This window comes from Clostridium sp. UBA5119 (assembly GCF_002414285.1).
Taxonomy (GTDB): domain Bacteria; phylum Bacillota; class Clostridia; order Clostridiales; family Clostridiaceae; genus Clostridium_J; species Clostridium_J sulfidigenes.
The window spans coordinates 77,255-89,816 of record NZ_DHYX01000048.1 but is presented as its reverse complement, the minus strand read 5'-3'; the positions used below and the strand labels follow the sequence as shown (position 1 = coordinate 89,816).

The following is a 12,562-nucleotide window of genomic DNA, read 5'->3' as shown; positions in this document are numbered from 1 at the left end:
TGTTGAAAATTACAGTGATAACGTATAAGTGTAATTTTATAAAGTATGGAGCATATACTTTAATATAAGTACATGCTCCATATTTTTAGTCTTTACAGACTTGCTACTCCCATTTCTCTTGCTATTCTCATAACTTCCTCTGCTACTTTGCCTGATACTCTCTTGTCTAAGGCATTTGGGATTATGTTTTCTTCATTTAATTCTTCTTCTGGAATTAGGTTTGCTAAAGCTCTTGCTGCAGCTAACTTCATTTCATCATTTATTTCTGTTGCTCTAACTGTAAGAGCTCCCTTAAATATACCAGGGAATACTAGAACATTATTAATTTGGTTAGCAAAATCTGAACGGCCTGTTGCTATTACTCTAGCCCCTCCTAATTTAGCTTCATCTGGCATTATTTCTGGAGTTGGATTAGCCATTGCAAAGATAATTGCATCTGAATTCATAGTCTTTACATCTTCTGCATTTATCATGTTAGGCCCGGATACTCCTATGAACACATCAGCTCCTACTAAAACTTCTTTTAATGAACCTGATTCTTTATTTTTATTAGTAACCTTTGCTATTTCTTCATGGGATTCAAATAAGCAGTTGCCTCCATCATAAATAGCACCCTTCTTATCACACATGATTATATTTTCTACTCCCGCCTTTAAAAGCAATTTACAGATAGCAATTCCAGCAGAGCCGGCACCATNNTAGCAATTCCAGCAGAACCAGCACCATTTATTATTATTTTAACATCTTTTATATTCTTCTTAGTTAACTTTAATGCATTATATAACCCTGATAATACAACTACTGCAGTTCCATGTTGGTCATCATGAAATACAGGAATATTTAATTCTCTTTTTAAAGTTTCTTCTATATAAAAACATTCAGGAGCCTTTATATCTTCAAGGTTTATTCCTCCGAATACAGGACATATTAATTTTACAGTTTTTATTACTTCTTCTGGATCTTCGCTATCAATACATATTGGAAAAGCATCTACTCCAGCAAATTCCTTAAACAATAATGCCTTTCCTTCCATTACTGGAATTGAGGCTTCTGCCCCTATATTTCCAAGTCCTAATACTGCTGTTCCATTCGAGACTATAGCTACAGTATTAGATTTTATTGTATAATCATAAACCTTATCTTTATCCTTAGATATTTCAATGCAAGGCTCTGCAACTCCAGGCGTATAAGCTATAGATAAGTCTTCTCTTGTATTAACAGGAATTTTACTTATAACCTCTAGTTTTCCCTTCTTCTCCTTGTGCATTTTTAAAGATTGTTCACCATATGACATAATTAAATCCTCCTAATTAAAATAATCTATTTTTTTGAAGATCCCTTATTTAAGTAATCACAATAAGGTGCTATAGGACATTCATGACACTTTGGCTTTCTAGCATCACATATCTTTCTTCCATGCCAAATAATATAATGATGTGCATCACTCCACATGTTCTTTGGTATGTATTTCATAAGTTTTTCTTCAACAATTTCTACATTATCTCCAGGTGCAAAACCTGTTCTATTAGAAATTCTAAACACATGGGTATCTACAGCTATAGCAGGCACTCCAAAAGCATTAGATAAAACTACATTAGCCGTTTTCCTACCTACTCCTGGAAGAGCTATAAGTTCTTCCATAGTTCTTGGAACCTGACCATTATGTTTTTCTACAATGGATTTACATGCCCCTAATATATTTTTACTTTTATTTTTATAGAATCCACAACTATGAATCTTTTTACCTAATTCTTCTTCACTTAACGTCAGTATAGCCTGTGGAGTATTATACTCCTTATATAATTCCTTTGTAACTATGTTAACCCTTTCATCTGTACATTGAGCAGAAAGTATAGTTGATACTAAAAGTTCAAAGGGTGTTCTAAAATCTAACCCGCAGGAAGCTCCTCTATAGGTCTCTTCTAATACTTCTAAAATTTTCTTTCGTTTTTCTTTATTCATAAAATCACCTCAATAAATTTCAATGACTGTAGTATTCCTAATTAGTTCACTTCTATTATATCAGATTTTCATTATTTTACTTAATTAAATAAGGGTTTAATTAATATGTATTTATCTATAAAAGAATAATATTATTTTATAAACAAATACTATAAAAAACTTAATATAATAAGGAGGATTATTAAATGGATAATGCTATGTTTTGCTATCAATGTGAACAAACTGTAGGGGGAAAGGGATGTACTAAGTTAGGTGTTTGCGGTAAAACCCCTGAAATAGCCAATTTGCAAGACTTATTAATTTATCAGTTAAAAGGAATCAGTTGTTATGCTAAAGATTTACTTGATAATGAGCAAGTTATAGATAAATCAGTGGTTAGTTTTGTAGAAAATGCTCTATTTACAACTTTAACTAATGTTAACTTTGATGCAGCAAGTCACCTAAACATGCTTAAAGAATCACAAAAAATTAAAGAAAACCTAAGAAGTAAGGCATCTACGGATAAGGCGTATCCTGATCAAGCAACCTATAATTTAAGCAAAACTAAAGAAGAAATGCTTAAGGATGCCGTTAAAGCTGGAATTATGTATGATGGAGATTTAGATGCTGATATACGTTCTTTAAGACAAACTATTGTTTATGGTCTAAAGGGAGTAAGTGCCTATGGACACCAAGCTAGATTTTTAGGTTACTATGATGACCAAGTTGATAACTTCTATTTTCTAGGATTAGAATGTACAACTAATGATAACTTATCTGTTGAAGAGTTAATTAGAATGACTATGAGAACTGGTGATATGAGTGTAGCTGTCATGAAAAAACTTGATGAAGCTAATACTGAAAGTTATAAAAATCCAACTCCTCATTTAGTTAATGTAAAAGTAGAAAAAGGACCTTTTATAATTGTTTCTGGTCACGATTTAAAGGATTTAGAGATGTTATTAAAACAAACTGAAGGTATGGGAATAAATATATATACCCATGGTGAAATGCTTCCTGCTCATGGTTATCCTGAACTAAAAAAATATCCTCATCTAGTAGGAAACTATGGTAGTGCATGGCAAAACCAACAAACGGAATTTGATAACATTCCTGGCTGTATACTTATGACTACTAACTGCCTTATGAGACCTAGAGAAACCTATAAGGATAGAATATTTACAACTAACGTAGTTGGATGGGATGGAGTTAGACATGTCACTCTTAAAGAAGATGGAACAAAGGACTTCTCTGAAATCATAAATAAAGCTTTAGAATTAGGTGGATTTACTGCTTCTGAAGACAGAAAAGAAATTCTTGTAGGCTTTGGTCATAAGGCTACTTTAAGTAATGCCGGCAAAATTGTTGATGCAGTTAAAAAGGGTGAAGTTCGTCACTTCTTCTTAATAGGTGGTTGTGATGGTGCAAGGCCTGGAAGAAACTACTACACAGATTTTGCAAAAATGGTTCCTGAGGATTGTATTATCCTTACTTTAGCTTGTGGAAAATATAGATTTAACAAACTTGAATTTGGTGAAGTAGCTGGGCTACCAAGGCTTCTCGATGTAGGTCAATGTAATGATGCTTATTCTGCAGTAAGAATTGCTACCGCTTTAGCGGATGCCTTTGAAACTGATGTGAATGGCTTACCATTATCCATTGTACTATCTTGGTATGAGCAAAAGGCTGTAGCTGATTTACTAGCTTTGTTGTCCTTAGGAGTTAAAAACATATTCCTGGGACCTTCTCTTCCTGCATTTATAAGTCCAAATGTACTTCAATACTTAGTAGACACCTTCCAATTAACTCCTATAAGTACACCAGAAGAGGACTTAAAAACTTGTCTTAAACAAAGAGTTAACTAATATATTAAATGGTAGTCCATAGGACTACCATTTATTTTTATATTTTTATATAGTTCACAAAAACTTACCCTTGTGCAATCAGCTTGTCTTTTTCAAGAATGTGACTTACTAACCACTGATTTACGAATTCTAATAAATCAAGAATATATTTATGTTGATTCTCATCAATTTTATTTAAATCTATTTCATCTAATTTTTTTATAAAGTTATCATGATCTATTTTTTGAGTAAACATTTTTTTATAATTTATACTCTCCATATAGGCTTCTTCATCTCTAAAGTGAAGAGCAGCATACCCCTTCAATTCTTCAATTAGATTTACTATTCTATCATATTTATCAATAATGAACTCATTATTTAGTAACTCATAAACTTTATCAGCTATTTCAAAAAGCATTTTATGTTCATTATCAATAATCTCTATTCCTGTTTTAAATTCTTCCTTCATTTCGTACATTTAAATTACCCTCCAACTTCTCTCAATAGTACTAGTAAAATACGTTCAACATGAATTTCTTGAACTATTTCACTCTAGGACTACATAATACCATATAAGTCAATATTCTTCTATAACTTCAAGTAATAAAATGGTGTATAATCCTATAAATTAAACCTTTATTACTTATTATTTATTTGCATTATTATCTTATCTTGAGCCTGAAGTATTTCATCCAATTGAACACTTCCTAATTTTCTTCTTGCCTCTACAAAATCAATATCTAGAAATATATTTTGAATATAATAAATAACCCTTGGTGAAGCCCCTAATATAGCTTTACATAGAGTATTCATATCTAATTTACACAGAACTGTTTTAACTCTTTCCCTATCTATACTAATAATATCCTCAAAACTAAATAGTTTCGTAGATATTTTGTTAAATAAATATATGTCATTTTCTTGTATTGTCATCATTAATCTAGATTTTTCAACATCTTCAAGATTCCTTAGCAATTCTATTATCTGTTCTTCAACATTGAAGAGTTCTTTACATGTTTTTTCTAGATAGTAGGATATTTTCTTCCAAAGTTCTTCTGTTACTTGTCCATTCCTAATAATTTCTTCATAATATTTGGTCCTTAGCTCTACTGATAGCAATGACACAAAAAAAGTTAAATTCATAATAATTCCCCCATAAACCCCATTCTTATAAATGAATATATAACTATATACTCGTACCATTTTCCTAAAAATGAAATAATAACCTGTATTTATTTCAAACAATTAGCAATTGCGAATGTACTACTTTCTGTGTGCAGACAAAAACCTACAAGAGGAATTAAATTTAGTTCTATTTTAAATATTAATTTAAAATAGGGCGTGGTAGTCACATGATGACCTCCATGCCTTTACAAATTTAAGTACCTTCATTATCATAACTCTTTTAAATTCAGCAAGGTCAAGTAGATTATTTCCTATTAAATGAGGTATAATATATTTAAAAATATAGGAGGAAATATGCTTTGGCACATTACGGGAATCTTCAAAAAATAAGGGATGGTAAAAGAAAATATGGTATAACACCTCATATTCCTGGAGGTTTTATAACTCCGGAAAACCTTGAAAAAATAGCTAAGGTAGCTAAGAAGTATAATGGAGTTATAAAAATAACCTCTGGACAAAGAATCTTAATAACTAATTTAGAGGAAAAGGATCTACCCCAAATATGGGAGGAACTACATATGGAACCGGCTGTTAAAATTCAAAATTCCGTTAAAAATGTAGAGATGTGTCCAGCAGGCTATTGTAAAAGATCAAAATTTAATACAATTGGTATAGGTATGAAATTATCTAAAAAATATCAATGGATGGATATGCCTTGTAGAACTAAAATAGGTGTAGCAGGATGCAGAAATGCTTGTGGAAGTGTTTATAGTAAAGATGTGGGTGTTATAGCAGATATTAATGGTAAACTCATGGTAACAGCAGGTGGTTCAGCTGGATATAACCCTAGGATTGCGGATATTATAGCTAATGATTTATCAGAAGCGGAGACTTTAAATTTAGTAGATTCTATATTTGATTACTATAAAGAAAATGCTCATGATGGAGAAAAATTAAGTTTTTTTATTGAAAGAATTTCAATAAAAAACTTTAAGAAAGAAGTTCTAAGTAGGTGTTAGAACTTTTTTGTGATTTAAGTAAATAATGAGAAAAAGATTAACCATATATTATAAATAAGCTAATTAAAGGCAAATAACAGGAGTTTTTATTAACTCCTGTTCTCTTTTCCCTTTATTATTTTTTCACATCTTCTAGTTTACCCATAAATAGTATGGTTCCACTTTCTTCATCTTCTATAATAAATACAAAAGGTCTATCAGCTATAAACTCTTTAGGATCATCAATTATTGGCATTGCAGTTTCCCTAACTTCAACTATAGTAGCTGCAGCTGCTTCACTTCCCTTTTCATTTACTTCTATTTTCCCTTGATGTAAAACACTACTAACATATATATTTTCCCTTATTCCACTAAGATTAGCTCTATCACCAAATATATTCTTCATTCCTAGGTCCATTAGAGGTCCTTTTAATTCTTTAGTTCCATATTCCATTTCAAACTTCGGAAAGCTTACATTAACAGCTTCCTGCTCTTTTCCAATAGATTTTTTTATAGAATTCCACTTATTCATGTTTAAATTATTTATAAAATTATCTATATTTAAACCTTCCTTTGGTAGTACTGCATACATAGATACTTTTCCATTATCATAAGGCATTTTTATAACTTTAAAATCATTCTTTTCTCCATAAAAGGTTTTATCATCAGCTGCAACCTTCCTCATAAAATCTATCTCTGATTTTTCTCCCTTTGAATTTGTAAACTCACCTATAATATTATTATTTGTATCAAAGGGTTCTTGCCATTGTCCCTTGAAATATATAGCATTAATTAAATACATAATAACATCACCATCAATAGGACCTTTTAGCATATCTTTAATCATGTTATTAGTAGATTTTTCAATCCAATTATTAATTTTATCCACAGATGAGGATTTAGAGAAGTCCAAGTTATCCACTTTTGCACCAAAGATATCCTTATTAATGTTTATAAATTCTTTATTTATATTCTGACCCTCTCTTATCCATATAGAATTACTTACATTTAGCTTTATATTTTCATCTATATTCTCCAAGTAACTATGAAGAATTTTGTAACTATTATTTATCTTATCATCAGACATTCCTTCATAGCCTAGTACCTTATTCATCTCTGCTTTTGTATTCTCTTTAGCTCCATTATAGGTCATAGTAAGTGCCATGGAAATGCTCAAAGGAGATATAAACACATTCTTATTATTTTCACCCTTTGAAATTTCTTTGAAGATATTAAATGCAAATTTATTATTTCCTTCCACCACTTCTTTATCCACCTCTTTAGCTGAAATTTCTTCCTTATTTTTACTAGAAAATTTCTCACATCCAATTAAAGAAGTAGCTATTATAGCTATAAGCATTAAAGAAATTATCTTTTTTAATTTCATAACCTCACCTCTAAATTTAGTTTTACTTTATATACGATGTTAAAATGTTATTGTGCTATTTTTTATATTATTATAAATCTAATAATCAATTGATTAAATTATTTTCTATTGTATAATGGACATGTAATACCTTAAGTAATTGCCTATATTTTGAAAGTATTTTTACTAAATTCATATATAGGTATTATTAAATTATGATATAAAAATATTAATATAAAATAAAAAATAGTAAATTAATAAAGCGAGGTTTTTATGACTAGGGATTTAACTAAAGGAAATGAAACCAAAGCTATAATAAGCTTTGCCATTCCCCTTATTATAGGAAATATATTTCAACAATTATACAATATCGCCGACTCCATAATCGTTGGCAAATATATAGGTGCATCTGCTTTAGCGTCAGTTGGATCTTCTTTTACTATTATAGTATTTTTAACATCTATTATTCTGGGACTTTGTATGGGTGCATCCGTTGTATTTTCTCAATGCTTCGGAGCTAAAGATAATGCTAAATTAAAAAGTAGTATTTTTACTGCCTTTATCTTTATAGGCTTAATAACTATCATAATTAATTTATTTGCTATTTTCTTTACTGATAATATCTTAATTTTTATGAATACCCCACAGAGTTTATTTAATGATGTTAAACAGTATATAATTATAATCTTTTACGGTATAAGCTTTACCTTTATCTATAATTATTTTTGCTGTTTACTTCGTTCTGTTGGAAACTCCTTTATACCTCTTGTATTCTTAATAATAGCAGCCATAATTAATATAGTTCTTGATATTGTTTTTATAACTGTGTTTAATCTTGGTATTGCAGGTGCAGCTTATGCTACCATCATAGCTCAAGGCATCTCTGGAATTTCAACAGCCATATATTGTTTTATCAAACTCCCTGAAATCAGATTTAAAAAATGTGACCTTAAAATAGATATACGGATTTTAAAGTTAGTAGCAAATTATAGCCTTCTAACAAGTATCCAACAATCCATAATGAATTTCGGGATTTTATTAATTCAAGGTCTAGTAAATTCATTTGGAGTATCAATAATGGCAGCCTTTGCCGCTGCTGTTAAAATAGATGCCTTTGCCTATATGCCTGTTCAGGATTTTGGTAATGCTTTTTCCACCTATATTGCCCAAAATAAAGGTGCTGGAGAAATACACAGAATAAAAAAAGGAGTAAAATCTTCATTCAAGATTATTACCTTATTTTGCATTATAATATCAGCAATTGTAGTACTATTTTCAAAACAATTAATGACTATATTTATATCTCCATCAGAAGTTGAAATTATAGCTTACGGCTCTCAATATCTATGTATAGTAAGTGTATTTTACTTTCTCATTGGATATCTTTTCATGTTCTATGGTTTTTATAGAGGTATAGGTTCCACAAATATATCTATTTTGCTTACTATTATATCCTTAGGACTTCGTGTAGGAATTTCCTATTGGCTAGCTCCTACCTTTGGTATAACTGCAATTTGGTGGTCTATCCCTATAGGTTGGTTCATTGCAGATATAATTGGTATATCCTTTATAAAAAAGGTTTATAAGAATATAAATAAATAATATAAACCTCTTACAGATTATTCCTTTAAGTATCTATAAGAGGTTTTTTGTATAATATTTTAGATTTATAAACTAATAGTAGTTTCTTTTTCTATAGATATATTTACTTTATTTGCTGCTTTAAATATTATAAGTCCAAAAATAAACATTACTACAATTCCAGCTACCCCAGCCTTAGAGCTTCCTGTTATATGGGTTGCTATACTCATAAGCATAGTTCCCATAAAAGCAGCCCCTTTGCCAAATATATCATATAGCCCAAAGTATTCACTGGATTTCTCCTTAGGAATAATTTTTGAGAAATAAGATCTTGATAATGCTTGAATTGCCCCTTGAAATACTGCAACACATACTGCAAGAATCCAGAATTCCCATGCTTTATCTAGCTGTAATGCAAATATGGTTATTGCTATATAACCCATAATTGAAGCTGCTATTAACTTATCACTTTTAAACTTTTTAGATAATCTTCCAAATAAAATAGCACAAGGAAATGCAACTACTTGAGTTAAAAGTAATGCTAATAGTAAATTACTATCTGTAATTCCAACATCTTTTCCATAGGATGTAGACATGCTTATTATTGTATGAACTCCATCTATATAGAAGAAGAATGCAAGGAGAAATAAGAAAATCTTCTTGTTTTTCCTAATGTTTAAAAGAACCTTACCTAGCCTCTTAAAACTTTCTGCCACTGGCTTATTTCCTTTTTCAACATAATACTTTTGTTTATAGTTCTTTAGTAGGGGCATTGTTATTAGTAACCACCATAGAGCAGTTAATATAAAGGCTGTCCCCGTTGCCATGGCAGTTGTAAGTCCAATTTTATCTGCAAAAAGTACAAGGAGTAAACTTACTGTAAAAGGAATACAACTTCCGATATATCCCCAAGCAAATCCATGAGATGATATCTCATCCATTCTATCATCGGTAGTTATGTCATTGAGCATGGCATCATAAAAAATAAGGCTTCCTGAAAAACCAACCTTCCCTATGACAAATATAGCTAGGAATACAATCCATGGTACTGGAAGAGCTAAAGCTGCACAACCTAACACTCCAAACATCATGAATAATGAAAATAGTGGTTTCTTGTAATCTTTAGTGTCCGCTACCGTTCCAAGAATAGGTCCAAGTATTGCTACAATAATTGTAGATAAGGATACAGCATAACCCCAGTAAGCTGTTGAATCTGCTGGTGAAATTCCTGATAAACTTGCAACATTTTTAAAGTAAATAGGAATTATAGTAGACACCAACATGGTGAAAGCTGAGTTTCCTACATCATATAGAATCCACTGCTTTTCTAACTTAGTAAATTTACTCATTTTACCCCTCCTATAGAAAATTTCTATTGAAGAATTCCCCCAGGTTGTCATTACTTTTTATAGCACTATAGTACTCTTCAACTCTATGTACTGCCTCATCTATAGCCTCTTCATAAAGGTTTAAAAGCTTTTTATTTATTTCTATACACTTTATATTTGGTTCTACATTAATAATCATATGGATAAAGCCTTCTCCACCTTTAATTAAGCCTAACAATCCTTTTATAATTTTTCTTTTCAAATTGTTTTCACATAATAGTAGTTTATTATAAAACCTTACAGACTTAAGGCATTTATATATTTCTTTTCCACTAACATTATCATAAAGGCTAGCAATGTGTGCTGCTATAACCTTATTAGGCATAATATGAGCTCCTGCACTATGCCTTTGTGGACTTAAATTGTTTCTCCTCATTAATACTCCATCTAACTCTGCTTCTATTTCAGCATGGGATATATTACTTTCTTTCATAGCTTCTGCAATAAAAGGATGACAACTACTGTCAAGGACAAAGTGGCATACAAATCCTAAAATATAAGAGAGACAAATCTCATCCTTACTTTCTTTAATATACTTTTTTGACCTTTCTAAAAATCCATAGGCCTTTTCATCATGTAATCTATGTCCATACTTAATTATTTCATTCTTAAATAAGGGCTTATAATAAAAAAGTATATCTGGACCATTAAGCCCTATATAATATGCTTCTTTATTTTGGGTTATAATATCTTTTATCTCATGGGGCAGTTTTTCTAAGACAGTACGTCCAAAACTATAGTGAGTATAACTTGCGGGCATATAAATCCACCTTTCAAATTTACTAAATATTCTGACTTATATTATAATTATATATTTCTTATGTTTTAAGTGAGTTATATTAAGGTAAAATTCTTGTAAATCCTTATACTATTAATATTCTTAATATAATTATAAAAGCACCAACTAATTAAAGCTAGTGCTTTTATAATTTATTCCACTATGAACTGCCAATTACCCTCTTGATGAACTAAAATATTATTTATATCTATATATATTTTCCTTAAAAATCTTTCTGTAATACTTAAATCTTCATTATCTAGGTATACCTCACCTTGCTGATTTTCCATATCACCCATGGCACCACCAGTTCTAAAATTTTCTCTTACCATAAATATTGTTCTGCTTTCATCATAATTATTACTAAAATCAAAGTGTATAGTATACTCTTCACCTTTATTTGTAATAGAAGAAGCCTTAATACTATCTTGAAGCCCTTTAAGTTTAAGGTCTTCATTTATTTCAGAAATTTCACCCTTCTTAGGAATTTTTATAGCTAATTTACCTCCTTCTTTTAAAACATAATTTATATCTATATCCTTTATTTTTATATCTAATTTGCCTTTGTAAGGATCTAATATTTTAAAAGCTCTCCCAGTTCCATCATTAGCATTTTCTATAGATAGTAAAGTACCTTCTTCATCTCTAACTTCAACTTTTCCAATGGTATCTAAACTAATGGTGTAATCTTCACGCTGTTTATAATCTATATTGCTCCATATTTTAAAGTATCTTTCTCCTTCTTCATAATAACTAGTTGCACCTAAAAGAACTTCTTTGTCCATGGCATTTCCACCAATTTCATCATAACTATTTTTAAAATCTACCTTTTTTAAATTAAACTCCCCTATATCTTTATCCTTATAATGCAACTTAAAATCTGTTATTAAGCCCTCACCCTGCTGAAAAGTAAATCCTGCATATCCCCCACTTGCAAAGCTAGTTAATCCTATATTATACATATTTCCATCATTAGTCTTTAATTTTAAGTTGTTTATTATTTCTCTTTGATATCCTATGCCTTCAGCTTCTGCATCCTGGTTAAACCACATTTCAACATATATATTCTCACCATCATTTGTAATACTTTTTACTAATGCTGAACTATCATCAATATTAATTCTTACTGGTTCTTCTAGCATATATAGCTCTTTATCTACTTGCTGTTTTATAATACCTTGGGAAGGAGTAAATATTAGTTTTTCAGCTATCTGTGCAATGACTTCCTTGCCTAAAGGGGACATGCCTATTAATAGGGCTAATATAGCTACCACTGCAGCCACTTTATACTTCTTCATAAACCTTTGCATTTTCCCGTTTTTCTCTTTATTAAACTGTATTTTTTCTTCCTCACTTTTTTCTTTATTTACTTCTGTTAAATCAATACTATCATTGCTTTCATAATTATCTATATTTGCTAATTTCTCTTTCAAGGATTTCTTTAATCTCTGTTTTTCAACTTCATTCATAGGAATTTCTTCAAACTCACTTATATCAAAATCAATCTCATTAAATTTATCATATATATCCTTATTATCCAT

10 protein-coding genes and 1 pseudogene are annotated in these 12,562 nt (G+C 30.2%); 3 read left to right on the top strand and 8 right to left on the bottom strand.

All coding sequences use genetic code 11. From position 1 onward, the window contains the following. Positions 1-92: 92 nt before the first annotated feature. Positions 93-1,294, bottom strand: a pseudogene (locus B2671_RS07130) (NAD(P)-dependent malic enzyme). Positions 1,295-1,320: 26 nt separating this feature from the next. After that, complete coding sequence (nth, locus tag B2671_RS07125) at positions 1,321-1,962, bottom strand: endonuclease III (RefSeq protein ID WP_346869785.1); 642 nt, start codon at positions 1,960-1,962, stop codon at positions 1,321-1,323. A gap of 185 nt (positions 1,963-2,147) precedes the next feature. On the opposite strand from nth, the gene hcp reads away from it, so the two are divergent. Beyond that, positions 2,148-3,806: a hydroxylamine reductase gene (gene hcp / locus B2671_RS07120; RefSeq protein WP_346869784.1), complete on the top strand. Its 1,659-nt coding sequence runs from the start codon at positions 2,148-2,150 to the stop codon at positions 3,804-3,806. Between the two features lie 64 nt (positions 3,807-3,870). Here hcp and B2671_RS07115 read toward each other — a convergent pair whose 3' ends face one another. Continuing rightward, the gene (locus B2671_RS07115; RefSeq protein WP_346869783.1) at positions 3,871-4,263 is read right to left on the bottom strand and encodes a hemerythrin family protein; all 393 of its coding nucleotides are present in this window, start codon (positions 4,261-4,263) and stop codon (positions 3,871-3,873) included. A 161-nt stretch (positions 4,264-4,424) separates the two neighbouring features. Beyond that, positions 4,425-4,928, bottom strand: coding sequence for a FliG C-terminal domain-containing protein (locus B2671_RS07110; RefSeq protein WP_346869782.1), 504 nt, complete (start codon positions 4,926-4,928; stop codon positions 4,425-4,427). A 341-nt stretch (positions 4,929-5,269) separates the two neighbouring features. On the opposite strand from B2671_RS07110, the gene B2671_RS07105 reads away from it, so the two are divergent. Further along, a complete protein-coding gene (locus B2671_RS07105) occupies positions 5,270-5,929 on the top strand; it encodes an NAD(P)/FAD-dependent oxidoreductase (RefSeq protein WP_346869781.1) in 660 nt (219 codons plus the stop codon). Between the two features lie 115 nt (positions 5,930-6,044). On the opposite strand, the gene B2671_RS07100 is transcribed toward B2671_RS07105, so the two are convergent. Beyond that, entirely contained in the window at positions 6,045-7,295 is a 1,251-nt protein-coding gene (locus B2671_RS07100; protein WP_346869780.1) for a serpin family protein, read from the bottom strand. Between the two features lie 252 nt (positions 7,296-7,547). Here B2671_RS07100 and B2671_RS07095 point away from each other — a divergent pair, with 252 nt between their 5' ends. Next, positions 7,548-8,876: an MATE family efflux transporter gene (locus tag B2671_RS07095; protein WP_346869779.1), complete on the top strand. Its 1,329-nt coding sequence runs from the start codon at positions 7,548-7,550 to the stop codon at positions 8,874-8,876. Between the two features lie 65 nt (positions 8,877-8,941). Here the strand turns inward: B2671_RS07095 and B2671_RS07090 are convergent, their stop codons facing one another. The 3 genes from B2671_RS07090 to B2671_RS07080 all read right to left on the bottom strand — a co-directional run bounded on the left by B2671_RS07090 (position 8,942) and on the right by B2671_RS07080 (position 12,562). After that, positions 8,942-10,204, bottom strand: coding sequence for an MFS transporter (locus B2671_RS07090; protein ID WP_346869778.1), 1,263 nt, complete (start codon positions 10,202-10,204; stop codon positions 8,942-8,944). A 10-nt stretch (positions 10,205-10,214) separates the two neighbouring features. Beyond that, positions 10,215-11,003: a zinc dependent phospholipase C family protein gene (locus tag B2671_RS07085; protein WP_346869777.1), complete on the bottom strand. Its 789-nt coding sequence runs from the start codon at positions 11,001-11,003 to the stop codon at positions 10,215-10,217. Positions 11,004-11,173: 170 nt separating this feature from the next. Then, positions 11,174-12,562, bottom strand: a complete 1,389-nt coding sequence (locus B2671_RS07080; RefSeq protein WP_346869776.1) for a hypothetical protein — start codon at positions 12,560-12,562, stop codon at positions 11,174-11,176.